Origin of the sequence: Pseudomonas entomophila (assembly GCF_013523165.1) — a bacterium.
GTDB lineage: Bacteria > Pseudomonadota > Gammaproteobacteria > Pseudomonadales > Pseudomonadaceae > Aquipseudomonas > Aquipseudomonas entomophila_A.
In genome coordinates, this window is the sequence record NZ_JAAMQI010000020.1 from 1 (window position 1) to 20169 (window position 20169).

Annotated in this window: 15 protein-coding genes and 1 pseudogene; 7 read left to right on the forward strand and 9 right to left on the reverse strand. The window is 67.4% G+C overall.

Annotation, left to right across the window (positions count from 1 at the left end; all coding sequences use genetic code 11):
• A partial coding sequence (locus G7Z99_RS15370; protein ID WP_181095231.1) for a calcium-binding protein occupies positions 1 to 891 on the forward strand: 891 nt, incomplete at its 5' end.
• Between the two features lie 71 nt (positions 892 to 962).
• On the opposite strand, the gene G7Z99_RS15375 is transcribed toward G7Z99_RS15370, so the two are convergent.
• Positions 963 to 1232, reverse strand: a complete 270-nt coding sequence (locus G7Z99_RS15375; RefSeq protein ID WP_181095233.1) for a hypothetical protein — start codon at positions 1230 to 1232, stop codon at positions 963 to 965.
• A 365-nt stretch (positions 1233 to 1597) separates the two neighbouring features.
• Positions 1598 to 2491: a LysR family transcriptional regulator gene (locus tag G7Z99_RS15380; RefSeq protein WP_181095235.1), complete on the reverse strand. Its 894-nt coding sequence runs from the start codon at positions 2489 to 2491 to the stop codon at positions 1598 to 1600.
• A gap of 96 nt (positions 2492 to 2587) precedes the next feature.
• On the opposite strand from G7Z99_RS15380, the gene G7Z99_RS15385 reads away from it, so the two are divergent.
• On the forward strand, positions 2588 to 3778 hold the full coding sequence (locus G7Z99_RS15385; RefSeq protein ID WP_181095237.1) for an MFS transporter: 1191 nt from the start codon (positions 2588 to 2590) through the stop codon (positions 3776 to 3778).
• A 57-nt stretch (positions 3779 to 3835) separates the two neighbouring features.
• Here G7Z99_RS15385 and G7Z99_RS15390 read toward each other — a convergent pair whose 3' ends face one another.
• Together G7Z99_RS15390 and G7Z99_RS15395 are read right to left on the reverse strand one after the other, a co-directional pair.
• Positions 3836 to 4282, reverse strand: coding sequence for a hypothetical protein (locus G7Z99_RS15390; protein ID WP_181095239.1), 447 nt, complete (start codon positions 4280 to 4282; stop codon positions 3836 to 3838).
• A 79-nt stretch (positions 4283 to 4361) separates the two neighbouring features.
• On the reverse strand, positions 4362 to 4772 hold the full coding sequence (locus G7Z99_RS15395) for a hypothetical protein (RefSeq protein WP_375139161.1): 411 nt from the start codon (positions 4770 to 4772) through the stop codon (positions 4362 to 4364).
• Positions 4773 to 4976: 204 nt separating this feature from the next.
• Here G7Z99_RS15395 and G7Z99_RS20210 point away from each other — a divergent pair.
• A pseudogene (locus tag G7Z99_RS20210) lies at positions 4977 to 5747 on the forward strand (MCP four helix bundle domain-containing protein); the annotation flags it as partial.
• 129 nt (positions 5748 to 5876) lie between these two features.
• A complete protein-coding gene (locus G7Z99_RS20215) occupies positions 5877 to 6611 on the forward strand; it encodes a methyl-accepting chemotaxis protein (RefSeq protein ID WP_375139163.1) in 735 nt (244 codons plus the stop codon).
• A 42-nt stretch (positions 6612 to 6653) separates the two neighbouring features.
• On the opposite strand, the gene G7Z99_RS15405 is transcribed toward G7Z99_RS20215, so the two are convergent.
• The 4 genes from G7Z99_RS15405 to G7Z99_RS15420 form a co-directional block, all read right to left on the reverse strand.
• The gene (locus tag G7Z99_RS15405) at positions 6654 to 6986 is read right to left on the reverse strand and encodes an isochorismate lyase (protein WP_181095337.1); all 333 of its coding nucleotides are present in this window, start codon (positions 6984 to 6986) and stop codon (positions 6654 to 6656) included.
• A gap of 28 nt (positions 6987 to 7014) precedes the next feature.
• Complete coding sequence (locus G7Z99_RS15410; RefSeq protein ID WP_181095243.1) at positions 7015 to 8232, reverse strand: histidine decarboxylase; 1218 nt, start codon at positions 8230 to 8232, stop codon at positions 7015 to 7017.
• 62 nt (positions 8233 to 8294) lie between these two features.
• Positions 8295 to 10130, reverse strand: coding sequence for a (2,3-dihydroxybenzoyl)adenylate synthase (locus G7Z99_RS15415; protein ID WP_181095245.1), 1836 nt, complete (start codon positions 10128 to 10130; stop codon positions 8295 to 8297).
• A 26-nt stretch (positions 10131 to 10156) separates the two neighbouring features.
• Positions 10157 to 11332 carry an isochorismate synthase gene (locus tag G7Z99_RS15420; RefSeq protein WP_181095246.1) on the reverse strand — a complete coding sequence of 392 codons (1176 nt, stop codon included), beginning with the start codon at positions 11330 to 11332 and terminating at the stop codon, positions 10157 to 10159.
• 116 nt (positions 11333 to 11448) lie between these two features.
• On the opposite strand from G7Z99_RS15420, the gene G7Z99_RS15425 reads away from it, so the two are divergent.
• Entirely contained in the window at positions 11449 to 15792 is a 4344-nt protein-coding gene (locus tag G7Z99_RS15425; protein WP_181095248.1) for an amino acid adenylation domain-containing protein, read from the forward strand.
• Positions 15793 to 15871: 79 nt separating this feature from the next.
• Positions 15872 to 17191, forward strand: coding sequence for a putative histamine N-monooxygenase (gene basC, locus G7Z99_RS15430; RefSeq protein ID WP_181095250.1), 1320 nt, complete (start codon positions 15872 to 15874; stop codon positions 17189 to 17191).
• A gap of 54 nt (positions 17192 to 17245) precedes the next feature.
• On the opposite strand, the gene G7Z99_RS15435 is transcribed toward basC, so the two are convergent.
• On the reverse strand, positions 17246 to 19423 hold the full coding sequence (locus G7Z99_RS15435) for a condensation domain-containing protein (RefSeq protein WP_181095252.1): 2178 nt from the start codon (positions 19421 to 19423) through the stop codon (positions 17246 to 17248).
• 203 nt (positions 19424 to 19626) lie between these two features.
• Between G7Z99_RS15435 and G7Z99_RS15440 the strand changes: the two genes are divergently transcribed.
• Positions 19627 to 20130 carry a sigma-70 family RNA polymerase sigma factor gene (locus tag G7Z99_RS15440; protein WP_181095254.1) on the forward strand — a complete coding sequence of 168 codons (504 nt, stop codon included), beginning with the start codon at positions 19627 to 19629 and terminating at the stop codon, positions 20128 to 20130.
• The last annotated feature ends 39 nt before the right edge of the window (positions 20131 to 20169 follow it).

Consider the following 20169-nt stretch of genomic DNA (forward strand, 5'->3'; position numbering starts at 1 on the left):
GGCGGCGCGGGCGCCGACACGATGATCGGCGGGATGGGCAACGACACCTACTACGTCGACTCGGCCAATGACAAGGTCATCGAGACCTCGGCCAAGGGCGGCATCGACACGGTCATCTCCAGCGTCACCCGTACCCTGGGCGACTACCAAGAGAACCTGACCTTGTCCGGCAACGCGCACCTCAATGGCACCGGCAATGCCTTGGCCAACACGCTGATCGGCAACGCCGGCAACAACGTGCTCAACGGTGGCGCAGGTGCCGACACGATGATCGGCGGGATGGGCAACGACACCTACTACGTCGACTCGGCCAACGACAAGGTCATCGAGACCTCGGCCAAGGGCGGCATCGACACGGTCATCTCCAGCGTGACCCGTACCTTGGGCGAGTACCAGGAGAACCTGATCCTGTCCGGTACGTCCGCGCTCAACGGGACGGGCAACGCCCTGGCCAACACGCTGACGGGCAACGCCGGCAACAACGTGCTCACCGGCGGCGCTGGCAATGACACCCTGATCGGCGGTGCCGGCAATGACCGACTGATCGGCGGGCTGGGCAAGGACACCCTGACCGGTGGCACCGGCAAGGACACCTTCGTCTTCACCACGCTGAACGACATGGGGCTGACGCGTGCCACGTGGGACGTCATCACCGATTTCAAGCGCGGCGAGGACAAGATCGACCTGGGGGCGCTGGACGCTAACGCCGCGACGGCGGCCAACGAGGCGTTCCATACCTTCATCAAGGGCACGGCGGCGTTCACCAGCGCCGGGCAACTGAAGTTCCAGGACGGCGTGCTGTACGGCAACACCGATACGGACAGCGCGCCGGAGTTCGCCATTCAGATGGTGGGCATCACCAGCCTGACGGCGTCGGACTTCGTGCTCTAGTCGAAGCACAGGGCGGCCAGCAGACGCCTGGCCTATGGTCGCCCCTTCTGACTCATCAGCACACTGGCAGCTCAGTCGACGCTGGGCAACCGCAGTTTGCGGATGCTCAGGCAGTCGCGCTGCTGTTGCTCGAGCGAGGCACGGGTCTGTTGCAGGGCCGTGTCGGCGGCGTCTTTGAGCAATTGCCAGTCTTGCTCGCCAATCAGGCCGCTGGCCTTCATTTCATCGGCGCGCTCGAGAAGCGTGGCGTGGTAATCGTCCGGCCAGTCCAGGCGGTAGCTGTCGTCTTCCAACAGCAGGCGCCAGGCGGTGATGGCGTTTCGCAGGGTGGTGTCGGTCATGGCGGGTCTCCAGAATGGCTGGCTGCAAGCAACAGACTGCCAGAGGTTTGGAGCGATTGAATGGATTGCATGGGTTCGCGACAAGTGGTGATAAGGCTGTCGCATTAGCGAGATCAATGAACACTGCGCGCCGGCAGAAGGTGCTTCGTTGCGGTATCTGTACAGGTAGATCTGACGCATCGCGTGGCTGATTTCATGGGCCCTTCGGTCCCAATCGCGGTACAGGGGCCGCTCCCCGTAGCTACACCGTAGTGGGAAAGCTTCGCTATTCCCTGTGAGCGGCCCCTGTGCTGCGATTGGGCCTGAAAGGCCCACATTGGCCTCCTGTCGAACCGCATGCAGCGCCCCATACTCGCCTGTTCCGCTCACCACCGATGATGCGCCATCAGGAAATCCACGAACACCCGCACCCGCGCCGGCATTGCCGCGCCGCCGACGAACACGGCATGGATAGGCTCCTGGTCGCCCGGATTCCAGGCCTCGAGCAACGGCACGAGCACGCCGCTGCGCAGGTCGTCGGCCACGCTGAAGGCGCCAATGCGGGCGATGCCAGCGCCCTCCCGGGCCAGCTGGGCCAGTGCTTCGCCGCTGTTGCACTGGATGTTGCCGGAGATCTTCAGGGAAAACGTCTGGCCGTCGCGCACGAAGGGCCAGTCCGGTTCGGCGCGGCGAAAGTTGAACCGCAGGCAGTTGTGCTGCAGCAGGTCCTCGGGCGTGTGCGGGGTGCCGTGGCGGGCGAGGTACTGGGGTGAGGCCACCACCACCTGGCCCGTGACGCCCAGGTAACGCGCGGTCAGCGGGCTGTCGGCCAGCTGGCCGAAGCGGATCGCCACGTCAGCCTGACCCGCCAGGATATCGACCACTTCGTCGCCCAGGGCCAAGTCCACCACGATGTTCGGGTAGCGCGCACTGAACGCCGCCACCAGCGGCACGATGGTCTTGCGGCCATGGCCGAGGGCGGCGCTGACCCGCAATCGCCCTTGCGGCACGCCCTGGTCGGCGATGGCCTCCTCCACTTCGGCCAGGTCCGCCAGGATGCGCCGTGCCGCGCGCAGGTAGGCCTCACCTTCGGCCGTCAGGGCGATGGCGCGGGTCGTGCGCAGCAGCAGGCGCGTGCCCAGGCGCTGTTCGGTGCGCGCGATAGAGCGGCTGATGGCCGAGGGCGTCACGTGCAGCGCCCGTGCGGCCGCCGACAGGCTGCCTTCTTGTACCACACGGTCGAACACGACCATTTCTCCCGACCGTCCACCCAGGTCCATTCGTGCCTCCCACGCACAGGTGCATACCAGAATCACCGGCTACCGGCTTTCGTGGCGGTAGCTTAGCATTCACCGCATAGATAAGGAGCTGTTCACATGCGTATCAACCCCCCTCTTCTGGCCTTGGCCACCGGCGCCTTCGGCATCGGCGTCACCGAGTTCGCGCCCATGGGCATGCTGCCCGGCATCGCGGCGGACCTGGGCGTCTCCATCCCGGCGGCTGGCCTGCTGATCAGCGCCTACGCCCTTGGCGTACTGGTCGGCGCGCCGCTCATGACCCTGACCACCGGCCGCATTCCTCGCCGGTACCTGCTGATCGGCCTGATGGCCATCTTCACCTTGGGCAACGTGATGTCGGCCCTGGCTACCGACTACACCAGCCTGCTGATCGCCCGTGTGGTGACCTCGCTGAACCATGGCGCCTTCTTCGGCGTCGGGGCACTGGTGGCCGCGAGCGTGGTGGCGCCCGACAAGCGGGCCGGGGCGGTGGCCGCCATGTTCATGGGGTTGACGCTGGCAACCATCGGCGGCGTGCCCCTGGCCACCTGGTTCGGTGAGCTGCTCGGCTGGCGCCAGGCGTTCTGGGGCATTTCCGGGCTGGGCGTGCTGACCATGGCGGCGCTCTGGTTCGCCTTGCCCAACGTGGCCCTGCCCCCCAGCGACGGCGTACTGGCCGAGCTGCGCGTACTGGGCCGTGGCCCGGTGCTGGCGGCGCTGGCGCTGACTGTGGTCGGCTCGGGCGCCATGTTCACCGTGTTCACCTACATCGCGCCGATCCTGACCCGTGAGACCCAGGCCTCGACCCTGTTCGTCACCGCCATGCTGGTGCTGTTCGGGATCGGCCTGACCCTGGGCAATCTCTGGGGCGGCAAGGCGGCGGACCGCTCCATCGACCGCACCCTGATCGCCTCCTTGAGCGTGCTGATCGTGGTGCTGCTGGCCTTCACCGTGCTGATGCGCTGGCCACTGCCGGCCGCCGTGGCCATCCTGGTCTGGGGCATCGCCAGCTTCGCCCTGGTACCGCCGCTGCAGATGCGCGTGATGGAAGCGGCCAAGGATGCCCCCAACCTGGCCTCGGCGGTCAACATCGGGGCCTTCAATTTGGGCAATGCGGTCGGTGCCGCCTTGGGCGGTGCGGTGATCAAGGCAGGTTGGGGCTACCCGGCCATTTCGCTCGCCGGCGCTGGGGTGGCGGCCCTGGGCTTGGCAATGGTGCTGGTCTTCGCCTGGCACGGCAAAAGCCGGTCGCGTCTGGCCGCCGCCCAGCCTGGCATCACGCCGGGTTGAGCAACCCTGTCACCCCTGCGCGAACGCGTGCCTGGCGCAAGGTGACGGCGCGGGCACTCAGCCTGCCATGCCGCCCACCCACTGCCGCCAGGCCGCCGCGCTCATGCGGCCAAGAACGCGCGCCTGGCCACTGCCGGTGACCGACACGAACAGCGCGCTGGCAAAGGCGCCGTGGTGCTCACCGAGGGGCACCGGCGAATGTGGTCGTGAATCGCCGAGGTCCACCTCCGTGCCCTGCTCTGCTGGCACCTGCGCAAGGCGCCTGCCCGCGTCGGCATCGCACCAGGCAGGCGAGGCCACCAGAAAATGCGCTCTGCGCAGGTGCAGCCTCTCGGCGGGGCCGTCCATGCAGATCGGCAGGGCTTCGTCACTCTCCCTGGCCAGGCCGATCAACACCCTCCCCCCTTGCTCGGCCCACGACCCTTCGAGGCCTTGAAGACTCAACGTCATCTGCTCTGTGCTCAACGGCATGGGGCAACCCTCGGTGACGAACACGCACGCCAAGCGAACGCCCCTGCTCCCTGGACATCGACGCCGTCGATCGCGTTGGCATTGAAAACACGAACCCGCGCTCCTGGAACCGTCATGGCGTGCGCGACGACGGCCTCAAGGCCTGGCCCCACGCTTGGTCCTTGTCATGCCGCCAGGCCCGGTCGGCCTCGCTGTCGCGCGCCAGGCGACGTTCGGTCTCGCTGTCGGCGCGCGCCTGGCACTGGCGAAAGCCATCGTCCCAGCCCAAGGCGTAGTCCGGTTGCTGGAGGTAAGCCGGCACGTTCTTGCGAAAGGCATCCAGCTCGCCAGCGGCATGGCGACCACTGGCGCAGCCATCGGCGAACCCGTCGACGAACACGGGTGGATAGCCTTCGGCCAGCAACCGCTCGGACGTGCTCTGGCAACCGCCCGAGAGGCTCAGCGCCATCAGCACGATCAGACCACGACCGACGGCAAGGCCCCTGGAAGCGCTGGACTCACGTCGGACACTGCATTGCTTCATCGCGTTTCTGGCCAAGGCCCACCTGCTCGCATCGAACCCCGGGTTGGGGTACCGCCAAGGTTAGGCACGCACGCCTTGCGAAGACGTCAACGCGATGTCAAAAAAATCGTGACATGGATCAAGGAAATCAATAATGGCGATAGACACAACCTAAAGATCGCCAGCCATGAGCCGAGTCAATATAAAACGCCCAGGGTTCACGCCATGTTACTACGCCAGCTCAACCTCGCCCCCCGCTCCATCCTCTGCTTCGGCTTCTTCTGCGTGATGATCGTCGCGCTGGGGCTGATCGCGCTCAAGCAGGCCTCGAGCCTGAACGACTCCGAGAAGTTCGTGGAGACCAACGTGGTGCCCAGCATCGCCTTGCTCGGCTCGCTCGACCGTGAGTTCGTCAGCATCCGTGGCGACAACGCACGCCTGCGCAACCCCGTCGAACCCGAGAGCCGCAAGGCCCAGGCGTTGGCGGACGTGCGCAAGACCCGCGCCAATATCGTGGAACTGCTGGCACGGCTGGAGCTGTTCATCGTCACGCCGGCCGGCAAGCAGCAGTTCGGCCAGCTGTCCCAGCACTTCACCGCCTACGAGCAGTCCCAGGACCAGTACCTGACGCTGATCACCGCCGGCAGCCTGGATGAAGCCGTCACCCTGGCCAGTGGCTCGATGAAGCAGGTCGCCGATACAGTAGCGGACGACATCAAGGGCCTGATCCAGCTGAACAACGACAAGGCCAAGCGGGCCGGTGAAGAGGCCACCCGCACCTACGAGCAGGCCACCTTCATCGTGATCGCGTTCATCCTGGTCGGCACATTGGCCGCCGTCGTGCTCGCCCTGCTCTACACCCGCAGCGTCACCACGCCGATCAGCCAGTCGCTGGCGATTGCCGAACGCATCGCGGCCAATGACCTGAGCGAAGTCATCGACGCCCAGGGGCAGGACGAAGTGGCGCGGCTCATCCAGGCCCTGAGGGCCATGCAGCAGGGTCTGCGCACCACCTTGGCGTCGATCTCCGACTCGTCCAATCAACTGGCCTCCACCTCCGAGCAGATGCACGCGGTGACCGAGGATGCCAGCAAGGGCATGGTGCGCCAGAACCACGAAGTGGAAATGGCCGCGACTGCCGTCACCGAGATGAGCGCGGCCGTCGAAGAAGTCGCCCGCAACGCCTCGGCCGCCTCGGAAGCCGCCAACCGCTCCAACGATGCCGCCGTTGCCGGACGTGAGCGCGTCGACGAGACCGTGCAGGCCATCAACGTGATGGTCGCGCGTGTCCAGGACGCGTCCCACGAAGTCCAGGGGCTGGCCAGCATGGCCACCGACATCAGCCGCGTGCTGGACGTCATCCGGGCGATCGCCGAACAGACCAACCTGCTCGCGCTCAATGCCGCGATCGAGGCTGCCCGTGCCGGTGAGGCCGGACGGGGCTTCGCGGTGGTGGCCGACGAGGTGCGCGCGCTGGCCCATCGCACCCAGCAATCGACCAGCGAAATCGAGCAGATGATCAGCTCGATCCAGAAAGGCACCGAGGCTGCCGTCTCGGCGATGGACCACACCACGACCCAGGCGCAGAAGACCCGCGACACCGCACAAGGCGCTGGCAGTGCCCTGGTGGAGATCACCGAGTCGATCGGCAACATCACCGAACGCAACGTGCTGATCGCCACCGCGTCGGAAGAGCAGGCCCAGGTGGCCCGTGAAGTGGACCGCGGCCTGATCAGCATCCGTGACCTGTCCAGTCAGGCGTCGGAAGGCGCCGGCCAGACCGCGATCGCCACCTCCGAGCTGTCGCGCCTGGCGGTGGAGCTGAACAGGCTGGTCAAGCAGTTCCGCATCCAGGGCTGACCGGGCGCCCCACGACCGCCGCCTGCGTTGGACAGCTGGCGGTCAGAGCGCTGGATCGGTCTGCGGCACGCCATGAATCGAGCGCCAGTGGGCGATCTGGCGGTCGATGTTCCAGTGGATGATGGCGGTGTACAGCGACTCGATGAACGCCGCGTCCAATTCGCTGCCGGCTGCCCAGCGCACACGGTCCTCGAGCATCGCCGCCACCCGCCCGGGCGCCGGTATCGCCTGTTCGTTCGGCTTGAACCGGGTCGCGGCCTTCACGTAGGTCAGGCGCTGGCACAACGCCTCGAAGATCTGTCGGTCGTGGAAGTCGATACCGGCACGGATGTCGGACAGGCTGGTGCAGGCGTCGGCCGCCTTGAGGTCGGGCATGGTGGAGTCCTTGGACATGGAAAAAGCCTCAGATGACATCGAATTGTGCAGAGGTCGTTCGCTCGCACGCCAGGCGCTGGCTGGCCGAGGCGGCAGGCCGGCCGTTCGACGGCCGGGTCAGGATGCGGTGCTCGGCGATCAAGGCATCGATCAGCGCATCCAGCCGACTGCGATCGTCATGGTGCGGCGTGGTGATCAGGTGCGCGACATCGCCGGAGGTGGCCAGGCTGTAGTCGTGTGCGATGGCGGCCGAGGGCCGTGGGAAGACCACGGTGATCGAGTTGTCATGACGCCAGGCAGGAATGCCCCCGGCTTGCAGGCGATCGACCGCGTACTGGGCCGCTTCCAGGCTGCGCCGGATGCGCTGGCGCCATTGCGTCGGTGAGTGGCTGCGCAGCGCGGCCCACAGGATCATCGGCGTATGCCCGTTGCGCGAACCGCTGATGGTCTTGTCGTGCGCGGCGATGTAGTCGACCTCCACCGAGATCCGCTCGACGTTCTCGCGCTTGGCCACCACGATGCCGCAGGGGATCGGCGAACCGATCATCTTGTGCCCGGACACGCAGATCGAGTCGATGCCATCGGCGAAGGTGAACGGCTGTGGCCGGTCGACGAAGGGCAGGATCATGCCGCTGAGCGCGGCGTCGGCGTGCAGGTAGTAGTCGTCGCGGGCGATGCCGGCCTGCGCCATCAGGTGCTGGATCCGGGCGATGTCGTCCACGGCACCGCGCACGGTGGTGCCGATGTTGGCGAAGATGATCGGGTGACGCTCGCCGTCGGCCACCACCTTGTCGTACAGGTCCTGATAGTCGATTTCGCCGTTCGGCAGCGACGCGACCGCGCGGTACGGAATGCGCAGCAGCTTGACGATCTTGGCCACCGAATAGTGGGTGTCCCTGGAGTAGTACAGGGTGCCGTCCGGGAACAGCTCGCGCGCCAGGTAGCAGCCGAACATGTTGCCCTCGGTGCCGCCGTTGGTGACGTAGCCCCAGCTCTCGGCGAGCGGGATGCGGAATAGTTCGGCGAACTGCGCCATCACCTCGCGCTCGAAATCGAAGGAGTTGAGCACGTAGTTGCTCGACTCGCCCCAATCGCCGCAGTTGTTGATGGAGAACCGGAAAAAACGGTGCAGCGGCGCATAGTCGAAATCGGCGTTTTCCGGGTAACCGATGTTGAAGTACTGGTTTTCCAGGCAATGCTGCCAGAACGCATCCAGTCGGCGTTGGTCCTCGTGGGTCAGGATCATGTTCAACTTCCTTGAATGAACCCGCCGGCCATGCCCGATGAAGGCACGGCCGGCAGGGGGCGTCAGGCGGCTTTCTGACGTGACTCGACCAGCGACCACCACTGCTCGAGGGTGGGCGAACGGGCCAGCTCCTCGAAGCTCACCTCGACCCCGCGGGTCTTGAGTTCGGCGGCCAGCTTCATCACGCTCAACGAATCCAGCCCGTAGAAGATCAGGTTTTCCTGCGGGTCGAGCGTTTCCCCGTCTTCGATCAGCTGGCGCAAACGGGCCTGCAGCCAGGTGCGGGTCGTGTCCACGCTCAGCAGATGGCGCAGGCGCTGCTTGTCGATCTTGCCGACCGGGGTCAGCGGCATGCGCTCGATCAGACGGATGCGATCGGGCAGCTTGTACTCGGCGATCCCCAGCTCGAGCAGATGCCGGCGCAGCGTCGACGGCTTGAGGGCGGGGTCGCGCGCCACGACGAAGGCGCAGCTTTTTTCACCCAGTGCCTCGTCCGGCATGGCCACCAGGCCGGCGTGGGTGACGTCCGGATGCAGCACGATCAGGTTCTCGATTTCCTCGGAAGCGATCTTCTCGCCGCCACGGTTGACCTGGTCCTTGATGCGCCCGACCACCCGCAGGTCGCCGCTGGGCGTGAGCTGCACCAGGTCGCCCGAGTAATAGAAACCGTCCTGGTCGAAGGCGCTGGCGTTCTGCTCGGGGCTTTCGTAGTAGCCGCAGAAGGTGTACGGGCCGCGTGTGGCGAGCATGCCGGGCTGCCCAGGCGGGACCGGCGCACCGGCCGCATCGACGATCTTGATCTCGTCCGCCGGGCTGATGGGACGGCCCTGGGTGGTGAAGATCTGCTCCTCGCTGTCGTCCAGCCGGGTGAAGTTGATCAGCCCTTCGGCCATGCCGAACACCTGCTGCAACTGGCACCCCAGCACGCTGGGCACCTGGCGCGCCAGCGAGTCGGCAAAGACCGCACCGCCCACTTGCAGGTAGCGCAGCGAGGCCAGCTGCTCGCGATGCTGCGGCGCGGCCTGCAGCCACAGGGCGACGGCGCTCGGCACCAGGGCCACGGTGTTGACCGCGTGGCGCTGCACCAGGTCGAAGCAGGTGGCCGGTTCGGGGTTCGCCGCCATTACCACGCACCCACCGGCATGGAACACCCCCAGGGCGCCCGGCGAGCTGAGCAGGAAGTTGTGCGGCGCCGGGACCGCGCAGAGAAAGCGTGTCTCGGTATCGAGCGCGCACACTTCGGCGCAGGCACGCGCGTTGTAATGGTAGTCGTTGTGGGTGCGCGGGATGAGCTTGGGCGTGCCGGTACTGCCGCCGGACAACTGGAACAGTGCCACCTCCCCCGCTGGCGTCGGCGTCAGGGCGACCGGGCGCTCGCTGGGGCGCTCCAGCCAGGCCTGCAGGTCTTCATCGGTCGGGGTGGCGTGCAGGAACAGGCTCAGCCGTGGTTGCGCGTCGCCCTGCGCCAGAGCTTCACGGTAGGTATCGTCCTGGAAGAACGGGTGCTCGCGCGAGGCGATCAGCACGGCCGGACGGATCTGCCGGGCATAGGCGGTCAGCTCCAGCTTGCGGTGGCTGTACAGCGCATTGAGCGGGACGATGCCGGCCTTGAGCAGGGCGAACAGCACGAGGTAGAACTCGGCCAGGTTGGGCAGCTGGACCAGCGCCGTGTCGCCCTGGCCCAGGCCCTGCTCCGCCAGGCGCGAGGCCAGGTTGGACGACAGCCGGTCCAGGTCGGCGTAGGTGAAGCGGCGCTCGCCACACAGGATGGCCGGCGCGTCGGGGGCGACCTGGCAACGGTCGGCCAGGATCCGGGTCAGGGGCTGGTCGATCCAGTAGCCGCAGTCACGGTAGCGTTGCGCCCGTTCGGCGGGCCAGGGGGTGAACTCGATGGTCATGGGTCGGTTTTCCAGAAGCGTTGAAATCAATGGGTCAGGCCACAGGCCCGCAGCATGGTGCGCAGCTTGGTCTGCACTTCGGTCCACTCGGCGTCGGGCTGCGAGCTGTCGACGATGCCGGCGCCTGCGAACAGCCGTACACGCTCGTCCTTGAGGGTGCCGCAACGGATGGTCACCACCCACTCCCCGTTACCTTGGGCGTCGCACCACCCGACCATGCCGGTGAACAGGCCGCGTTCACCGGGCTCGACGAAGCGGATCAGGTGCCGGGCCCGCTCGGTGGGATGGCCGCACACCGCCGGGGTCGGGTGCAGCCGACACGCCAGGTGCAACGCCCCGAGGGCAGGGTCGGCCAGGGTGCCTTCGATGCGCGTGGACAGGTGCCAGAGCGCGGGCGTGCTGATCAGCGAAGGCCGCGCCGGCACGTCCAGCGCGGTGCACAGCTCACCGATGCGCGCGGCGATGTCTTCGGTGACGAAGCGGTGCTCATGGTGGTCCTTGTCCGACGCCGCCAGGGCTTGGGCGCTGCGTCGATCGGCATCAGGGTCGGCCATGCGCATCGCCGAACCTGCCAGCGGGTTGGAGACGAAGCGCGTGCCCTCCTTGCGCACCAGCAACTCGGGGCTGACGCCCAGCAGCGTCGCGCCATCGGCCATGGGCACGCGGAAGTGATACCCGGTCGGGTTCTGCACACGCAGGTTGTGCTGCACGGCGTCGACGCTCACCGGCTCGGCGAACACCAGTTCGCGCTGCACCGAGAGCACCGCCTTGCGCACGTCGCTGAGCTGGAAGTTGACCAGCGCATGCTCGACCGAGCGTTTGAAGGCCTGTGCTTCGGGGCAGTTGCGCTGCTCGAGCAGGCTTGGCAACGCCTGCAGCGCAAGGTCGCTGACCGGGGCCAGGGCACGCCACTGGGCGTTTTCGGGCACGAACAGACACGACGGCTCGCCCGCATCGAAGGGAAGCGCGCCCACGACGATCGGGTTGGGCTGGCCGGCATGACGTGCCTGCTCGAACGCGTCCGCGATCGCCTGGGCAAACACGCTGCGCGCTGCCTCGCTGTGGCCTGCCGGCGTACTGACACGCTGCGCGATGCCCGTGCAGAGCAGCTCGCGCTCACCCGACACGAACGAGAAAACATCATTTTTTTCAACGGCTTGTGATGGCTCCCACACTGGAGCCTTGAGTGTGGCTGTACTCATCGAACGACCTGCCTCCCTGCAAAAAGATTAACAAATTGTTTAAATCTAAACACGAATCGTTTTTAATACGGGACGACATTATGTTTGGTTTGTCAATCACAAGGAACGCGTGAGTCATGAAAACATTGACGCCGATGCAGGCCGCCTGCTGGAGCGGGCGGGCCGCTTCCGCCGAGTTGGGCAACGTGGCAGCGCACCTGTACGTCGAGTTCGAAGGGCCTGCCCTGGAGGCCGAACGCCTGGAGCGAGCGCTGGCGCACGTCTCTCGTCGTCACCCTATGCTGCGCCTGCGCCTGACCGCCGACGGGGCGCAGGTCATCGCCCCGCTGGACGCCGGCCCCGTGCTCGAGGTGGAAGACCTGGGCGCGATTCCTGCCGGACAGGCGGCCGCGCACCTGGCGCGCAAACGCGAGCGCTGGACCCACCAGCAGCTGGACCTTCGCCAACGGTCCGGCCTGCGCATCGGCCTGACCCGCCTGCCCGACCGGCGCACACGCCTGCACATCGATGCCGACATGATCGCCATCGACCCTTCGAGCCTTCGGGTGCTGGTCGAAGACCTGGCCATCGCCTATGAAACGCCTGAGGCAGCCTGGCCGGCTGCGCCCGCTTTCTTCGACTGGTGGGACGTCGCTCGGCACGACGCTGCGCTCGCCGCTGCCCGTGACCGCGATCGCCAGTGGTGGCGCCAGCGTCTGGATCGGATCGCTCCAGCGCCGAGCCTGCCGCGGCTCGAGGACCCCCGCCCCACACGGCCCCACAGTGAACGCCTGCATGCCTGGCTCTCGCCTGTGCAGCGCCAGGCCCTGCAACACCTGGCGCGGGCACAGCGGGTCAGCCTCTCGACACTGATGCTGAGCCTGTTCGCCACGGTACTCGGCGCGCACACCGGTGACCGCCGACTGCGCCTGAACGTGCCGAGCTTCTGGCGAGCGCCGCTGGTGGCGCAGGTGGAACGCATCGTCGGCGAATTCGCCAATGTCCTGATCGTCGATGTCGACCTGGAGGCCGCTGCACACCCGGCCGCGCTGTGCCAGCAACTGGCCGACCAGTTGATCGAACGGCTCGAGCACAGCACCTGGTCGGGCGTCGACCTGATGCGCGAGCTGTCGCGTCACCACGGCTCGCCGCAGTTGACACCGGTGGTCTTCACCGCCGCCCTGGACGTGCCCGGAGGGTCGCTGTTCTCGCCACGCGTGCATCGGCTCTTCGGTCAACTGGCCTGGACCATCTCACAAGGGCCGCAGGTCGCCCTGGACGTGCAGGTCGCCTGCGCCGATGACGGCATCCTGATCAACTGGGACGTGCGCCTGGATGCACTGCCGCGTGCCTGGGTAACGCAGCTGTTCGATCGTTTCATGCACCTGGTACAGACGGTGAGCGCAGACCCCGACGCCCTGACGCGGCCGCTGCCCGATCGCGCCCATGAACGCCCGCTCAACCCGCTGCAGCAGGCCTACCTGCTGGGCCGGGGTACGCAAGTGCCGCTCGGCGGCGTGGCGATGCAGGAATTTCGCGAATACCGCGGCCCCCTGAACGTCGCGACCCTGCGCGAGCGCCTCACAGGCATGGTGCGGCAGCACCCCGGCCTGCGTACCCACATCGACGCACATCGACGCGTGCAGTTCGTGCACCCCGACGTCGTGCTCAACCTCGACGAGGTCGACCTGTCGCACCTGCCCACGGCCGAGGCCCTCGACGCCATCGCTGCCCGGCGCGAGGCCTACGCCCACGCGCACTTCGCCCTGGATCGCTCGCCCTGGAACGTCACCGTCTTTCGTCTGCCGTCGAACGAATGCGTGGTCTTCGCCCGCCTGGACGCCTTGATCGTCGATGGCCGCGCCATCGCCGCGCTGCTGGTGGAGCTGCTGCAAGGCCAGGCGGCCGACGTCCCTGCCGCGCCCACGCCCGCCCCGGACGTCGCACCGACGCCTGAACAACGTCAGGCCGACGCAGCCTACTGGACGCACAAACTGGCGCCGGTGACCGGCGTTCCTCGCCTGCCCTGGGCCCGCCCGCTGGAACAGCTCGGCTCTTCGCGCTACCAGCGCCAGCGCCTGCGACTGCCGAAGGCGGACTTCGCTGCGCTGTGCCGGCTGGGCGCTCGGCAGGGGCTGTTCAACCATGCCACCTTGACCGCCGTGGTACTGGACGTGTTGTCCCACTGGCTGCGTGACGGTGACCTGTGCGTGGCCATGCCGGTGGCGGCGCCGAGCGAGGCCGCGCTGGCCAACCGTTCGAGCTTTCTGGCGATCAACTGGGCCAGGGCCTCAGGCGATTTCGCCAAGCGGGCCGCCGCGCTGCAGACCGATGTGCTCGAAGGGTTGCAGCACCTGGCGTTCTCGGGCGTCGACCTGGCGCGCCTGCTGTTCGAACGTCACGGCCCCGGCCCGGTACTGCCCGTGGTGATCACCAACGGGTTGTCCTGGCCGGCACTGCCGGCCGACAGCCCGATGCGTCTGCTGGGCGGCCTGACGCAGACCCCGCAGGTGGCGCTGGACGTGCGTTTCTCACGCGATGCCAGCGGCGACCTGCTGCTGGAGATCGACCACGCCGTCGAGGCGCTGGCACCTGCCTGCGTGAGCGCCATGCTGCAGGCCCTGGAGCGTACCTTGCACCAGATCGTGGCCAGTGGCGACTTCGCGATCGCGCCCGGCACCGTGGTCGACACCCGCCACTACCGGCTCAACAGCCCGCTGGAGGAAGCCTGCGAAGCGCCCTTCCTGCGGCAGATCGCACAGCGATTGTTCGACCCGGACAACACGGCAACGGCCTTGATCAGCGGGGAACGTCAGCTCAGCTACGCCGAGCTGGGCCAGCAGGTGGCGCGCGCCATCGCGGCCTTGCGCGGGCGTGGCCTGAGCGCAGGCCAGGTCGTGGCGATCTGCCTGCCCCGTGGCCCGGCCCACACCACCCTGACCTTGGCCTGCGCCCTGACCGGCCTGGTCTGGGTGCCGATCGATGCCGCCGCACCGGCCCAGCGTCGCCAGTACCTGCTGGACAACTGCCGGCCCGCGCTGGTGGTGCTGGGCGACGGCGAGGCCCAGGGGCATCCGGCGAGCGATGTCGAGGCCCTGCTGGCCACGCCTGCGCCACTGCCTGCCGACCTGCCGGACCTGTCGCTCGACGAGGCGCCGGCGTACTACCTCTACACCTCTGGCACCACCGGCCGGCCCAAGTGCGTGGTACTCGACAACCGCGCCACCGCCAACGTGATCGGCCATACGCTCGCCGACTGGGCCGTGACCGCCGACGATGTCCTGCTGTCGGTGACGCCGCTGCACCACGACATGTCGGTGTTCGACGTGTTCGGCAGCCTCGCGGCCGGAGCCACGCTGGTGCTGCCGCTCGCCGATGAAGAAAAGGACGCGCTGCGCTGGCACGCGTTGATCGCGCGCCATCAGGTCAGCCTGTGGTGCTCCGTCCCGGCCATGCTCGACATGCTGCTGGCCTGTCGGGGCGACCGGGCGATGACAAGCCTGCGCCTAATCGCCCAAGGCGGCGACTACCTCAAGCCAACGGTCATCGCCGAGCTGCGCGCCCAGCTGCCGAGCGCACGCCTGGTGTCCCTGGGCGGGCCGACGGAAACCACAATCTGGAGCATCTGGCACGCGATCACCGCACAGGACCAGGGCCAGGTGCCCTACGGCCGCCCCTTGCCAGGCAACCGCTACCTGGTGCTCGATGCCCAGGGCGAACATTGCCCGGTCGGGGTGGTGGGTCGCATCCACACGGCGGGCGTCAACCTGGCGCTGGGCTACCTGCAGGACGGCCATCTGCTGCAGACCGACTTCGTCACGGTCACCGACGAGCACGGCGAACCTGTGCGCGCCTTCCGAACGGGCGACTGTGGCCGTTACCGCGAGGACGGCGTCCTGCTGTTCGACAGCCGGGTCAACGGCTACGTGAAGATCCGCGGTGTGCGTGTCTCGCTGCCGGATGTCGAAGCCGCACTGGCCAGCCATCCGGCGCTGCGTCAGGTGCTGGTGGTCGATCACCAGGCGCCAGGCTCGGACGACCCGTGCCTGGGAGCCCTGTACGTCTGCGCCGAGGGTACCGCCCCCAGCCTGGCCGAACTGCGCGCCCATGCCCGCCAGCACCTGCCGGGTTCGCACGTGCCGACCCGTCTGCTGCCCGTGGCAGCGCTCCCGCTGTCGCAGAACGGCAAACCTGACCGATCTACCGCACGCCAGTGGCTGGAGGTCGCGCCGCCGGCCGCGACCCGCCTCCTGCCTGCCAACCCGGTGCTGGACGTCTACGCCAAGGTACTGGCCCTGCCGCCCGGTCAGGCGACGGATGCGTCGGCGAGCTTTCTCAGCCTGGGCCTGCGCCCCCAGCACCTCAAGGCCATCGCGGCAGGGCTGCACCAGCGCTTCGCGATCAGCCTGTCACCGGCGCAGCTGCTGCGTTGCCGCGATGCCCGGGACGTGGAACGCCTGCTGGCCGACGCGCGTGCCTGAACCATCGGACATCGACGTCACGGGCGTACCGACCACAGGGTCGGTACGTACACCGACCCCACCTAAGGAGAGGGATCGCATGAACGACACACCCCTGGTAGACATCACCGGGATTGGCCTGGGGCCTTTCAACCTGGGACTGGCCGCACTGCTGGAAGACCAGCCTGCCCTGAGCGCGACCTTTCTCGAGCGCAAGGCCGCGTTTCGCTGGCACGAAGGCCTGCTGCTGTCAGGCACGACCCTGCAGGTCCCCTTCCTCGCCGACCTGGTGACCATGGCCGACCCGACCCATCGCCTGAGCTACCTCAATTACCTGCATCAGCACGATCGCCTCTACGGCTTCTATTACTACGATCATTTCCAGGTGCCGCGCCGCGAGTACGACCATTATTGCCGCTGGGCCTCGCAGCAGTTGCACACCTGCCGTTTCGGCGAGCACGTCAGCGACGTTCGCTACGAGGCCGACGGTGAGTACTTCCGAATCGAGACCCAGTCGCTGTCCGGGTTCAAGCGCCATTACCACAGTCGCCACCTGGCCGTGGGCGTGGGCACCGCGCCGATCCTGCCAGCGTGGGCACGCCTGAGCGGCACGGCACCGATCATGCACTCGGCCGAATTCGGCAAGCGCCGCGCCGAGCTGGCGCACTGCAAGCAGGTCACGGTGGTCGGGTCGGGCCAGAGCGCCGCCGAATGCGTGCTGGCGCTGTTCAGCGAACTGACGCCCGAACAGGTGGCCGCCGGGGCGTCGATTCGCTGGATCACCCGCTCGCCGGGCTTTCACCCGATGGAGTATTCCAAGCTCGGGCAGGAATGCTTCACGCCGGCCTACATGCGCTACTTCCACAGCCTGCCGCGCGAGCGCCGCCGGGACGTGGTCGCGGATCAGGGCTTGCTCTACAAAGGCATCAGTTTCTCGACGATCGCGGCCATCTACGACCTGATCTACGAACGCTCGATCGGTGGGATCGAGCCGGGCCTCACCTTGCTGTCGAACTGCGAGATCGAACGTGTCGAGCAGGTCGATGGCACGTTGCGCCTGGCCTACCGCCACCGCGAACTAGAGCAGACCAGCACCCTGCAGGCCGATGCGATCGTGGCGGCCACGGGCTACGGCCATGCCTGGCCGAGCTGGTTCGAACGGCTCAAGGACGAGGTACTGGTCACCGACGCGCACGGCGACTGCATCGTCGAGGAGGACTTCACTGCACGCCGACGCGACGAGGGCGCGGGCCGTGTGTTCGTGCAGAACGCAGAAATCTTCCAGCACGGGGTCGGCTCGCCCGACCTGGGCATCGCCGCCATTCGCAACGCGACGATCGTCAACAAACTGCTGGGGCGGGCCCATTACCGGCTGCCGCGGCGCTCATCGTTCCAGCACTACGGCATGCACGACGCCTGACGCAGCGCCCCTGCCGGCAACCCGCGCCGACAGGGGCATGACGCCTTCACACCTTCATGCCATGACGTGCTGCACCGACAGCGCGGCCGTCTCGTCCCGGGTGAACGCCGCAAACACCTGCTCGATGGCCTGGCGGACACGGGCCATCTGCGCCTCGCTGTAGCGCGCCGTCAGGTAGGTCACCACCAGGCGCAGGGTGCGCTTGCCGTCCAGGACGTTTTCCAGGATCTCGAACTGGAGGCCGAACATGGACTGGCTCTTGTCCGGGTCGATCTGCCGATAGCGGATCGCCTCGCCTGCCGGCGTGGACAAGGCGCCGTTGAGTGCATTGTTGGCGTGGATCTGGATGTACACGTCGAACAGCAAGCCCTGGTCGGGCGTGCGCCCGAGCGCCTGCTGGATCTGCTCCAGCGGCACGTCGGCATACGCCATGGAATCGTTGATCAACCGGCTGACGCCTTCGATCAGCTCGCCGACCGGCTGGCGGGGCTCGAAACGCACCGGGTGCGCGACCATGGTGGTGAAGTAGCCCACGGTGTCGTAGTAGACCGGGTCGGTGCGCCCCGACGCCGACGTGCCGATCACCAGCTCGCGCAGGTTGCCTACCTTGTGCAGGGCCAGGGCGATCCCGGTGTAGAGCACGCCGAACAGGGACGCGTCGTTTTGCCGGGCAAAGGTGTACAGCCCATCGATGGTGGCCTGGTCAGGCTGGATCTCGAACCAGCGTGCCTCGGTCGAGCCCGCCTCGGCCGGCGCTTGGGCGGCGCCTGTGGGCGATGTGACCGCAGGCAGGTGCAGGCCGGGCGTGACATCGCGCAGCAGGTCGGTCCAGTACGCCAGGTGCCGAGCGTCGATCCCGCGGGCGCTGGCCTGCTGGGCATAGACCTGGAACGCCGGCGCCGGCGCCGCCCAGACCGGGGCGCGGTCGGCCGCCCTGGCGGCGTACGCCTGGGCCAGTTCCTGCATCATCACGTTGAGCGACCACTCGTCGATGGCCATGTGGTGCACCAGCAACGACAACTGTTGGCGGCCGGTCTGCGGGTCGCGCAGCACGCGCACGCGCAGGGGCAACTCGCGGGACAGGTCGAAGCAATGGGTGGCTTCGCTGGCCAGGGTAACGCCCTGGCTGCGCGCGCTCGACCAGAACCAGCTGTACGGCCCCAGCCGCTCAACCGGCACCTGGCGCTGGCAGGGCGTCGGTGCGTCGAAGTGATAGGTGGTGCGCAGGCTGGCATGCCGGTGCAGCAGGTCGGTGAAGGCCTGCTCCAGCACCGCTTCGTCCACCGGGTCGACAAAGTCCATGGCGAACGGCAGGTTGAAGATCGTACCGAAGTCGAAGGCCTGGTAGGCGCGCCCGAGCGAGGCCTGGGCCGGCGCGAACGGCGCCTGCGAGACATCGTCCGACAGTGCCAGGGACGCTTCGTCGTGCTCGGCCTCGGCCAGTTGCGCCCGAGCAGCCAGGGCCGCTGCCGAAGAGGCACTGAAGAAGTCGTTGAAGCGCACCTGCACGCCATGGGTGCCGGCGAGCCGCCCGACGATGCGCGTGGCCAGCAGCGAATGCCCACCAAAATCGAAGAAATCGTCGTTGGCGGTCATGCCCGGCTCGCCCAGCGCCTGACGGAACTCGTCGAGGATCAACGCCTCGACGTGCGTCTGCGAGGACGCCTGCGGCGCGCCAGCAGGCGTCTGCACGTCGGTCTGCGCAGGCGCCTGCCTGCTGTCCAGCCAGGGCAGGTCGGGCCGCCCGACCGGCTGCCCGGCATAGGCGTTCAGGGTCATGCGGTACAGGTCGTCGGCCCGGCAGACGGGGTCGAGTATCGAGTGCAGCACGAAGGCCAGCAGCAGACTGTCGCCCGTGTCCACGATCCGTGCCGCGAGCGGCGGCTCGCTGGCCGGGTCCCAGGGCTGCGCCTGCAAGGCCGACAGGCGTTCACGGGCCTGCGCATCGCCCGAGACCTGCCACACGTGCACGCAGTCGCGCCAGTGCGCGCCGGCCAGCTTGAGCAGGTCGCCTTGATCGTCGAACCGGTAGCGCGCGTTGAGCACAGGCAGGCTGTCGATCACGGCGGCGAGCGCCGCTTCCAGCCGGGAAGGCTCGAGCGTGTCGGTCAGGCGCCAGGCCGTGACGTGCTTGAGGGTGAGTTCAGGGTACTGCGTCTGGAGCAGCCACACATGGGCTTCGTGTGGCGTGGCGGACAGCGCCGGGGGCGTGTCCGGAGAGCGTTCCATCATGGAAATATCCACCTTGTCGAACGGGACCCAGGTCGGCAGAGACGGCCAGCAGGCCGGCAGACCCCTCCTCGGTCTGGCGAGAAGCCCGCGCATGCGGGCCGTGCAGAGTGACCGACACGTTGCATCGCATCGGCCGACGGCGTAACCTTAATGCAAATCATGTCTATTTGCACGCTGCTTCGGCGTCATCCCAGGAGGGTCTCGTGGACAACGGAACGTTCGCGCTCAGGCAACAGGTCGAGCGGCTGTACATCGAGCATCATCGCTGGCTGACCACGCTGCTGCGCCGCAAACTGGGCAACTCGATCGACACGGCCGACCTCGTCCAGGACATCTTCCTGAAGATGATCCGGCGTGGCGTCGTGCCGAACGCTGCCGAATCGCGTTGCCACCTGGCGCAAATCGCCAAGGGCCTGGTGATCGACCTGTATCGCCGAAGACGCCTGGAAGCCAACCACCTGGCCGGACTACGCGAGCACAGCGAACCCCTGGTGCCCTCCGAAGAGGTGCGTGCCCTGGCGCTGGAACGGCTCGCCCACATCGATCGTACGCTGCGCACCCAACCGGCCAAGGCCCGGGAAGCCTTGCTGCTGCACCGCCTGGCCGGCATGCCGCATCGGCAGATCGCCGCTGAGCTGAACGTCTCGGTCTCCTCCGTCGAAAAATACATCGCCGCCGGCATGCGGGCCTGCAGTGCGCATGCCTGATGGCGAGCGATTGAGGATCCTGCGCGCTCGTACGGAATA

What these genes read in the sequence shown, in the direction of transcription:
- G7Z99_RS15375 (WP_181095233.1), bottom strand. Translation starts at nt 1,232, where the DNA reads ATGACCGACACCACCCTGCGAAACGCCATCACCGCCTGGCGCCTGCTG.
- G7Z99_RS15380 (WP_181095235.1), bottom strand. Translation starts at nt 2,491, where the DNA reads ATGGACCTGGGTGGACGGTCGGGAGAAATGGTCGTGTTCGACCGTGTG.
- G7Z99_RS15385 (WP_181095237.1), top strand. Translation starts at nt 2,588, where the DNA reads ATGCGTATCAACCCCCCTCTTCTGGCCTTGGCCACCGGCGCCTTCGGC.
- G7Z99_RS15395 (WP_375139161.1), bottom strand. Translation starts at nt 4,772, where the DNA reads ATGAAGCAATGCAGTGTCCGACGTGAGTCCAGCGCTTCCAGGGGCCTT.
- G7Z99_RS20215 (WP_375139163.1), top strand. Translation starts at nt 5,877, where the DNA reads ATGGCCGCGACTGCCGTCACCGAGATGAGCGCGGCCGTCGAAGAAGTC.
- G7Z99_RS15405 (WP_181095337.1), bottom strand. Translation starts at nt 6,986, where the DNA reads ATGCCCGACCTCAAGGCGGCCGACGCCTGCACCAGCCTGTCCGACATC.
- G7Z99_RS15410 (WP_181095243.1), bottom strand. Translation starts at nt 8,232, where the DNA reads ATGATCCTGACCCACGAGGACCAACGCCGACTGGATGCGTTCTGGCAG.
- G7Z99_RS15415 (WP_181095245.1), bottom strand. Translation starts at nt 10,130, where the DNA reads ATGACCATCGAGTTCACCCCCTGGCCCGCCGAACGGGCGCAACGCTAC.
- G7Z99_RS15420 (WP_181095246.1), bottom strand. Translation starts at nt 11,332, where the DNA reads ATGAGTACAGCCACACTCAAGGCTCCAGTGTGGGAGCCATCACAAGCC.
- G7Z99_RS15425 (WP_181095248.1), top strand. Translation starts at nt 11,449, where the DNA reads ATGAAAACATTGACGCCGATGCAGGCCGCCTGCTGGAGCGGGCGGGCC.
- basC (WP_181095250.1), top strand. Translation starts at nt 15,872, where the DNA reads ATGAACGACACACCCCTGGTAGACATCACCGGGATTGGCCTGGGGCCT.
- G7Z99_RS15435 (WP_181095252.1), bottom strand. Translation starts at nt 19,423, where the DNA reads ATGATGGAACGCTCTCCGGACACGCCCCCGGCGCTGTCCGCCACGCCA.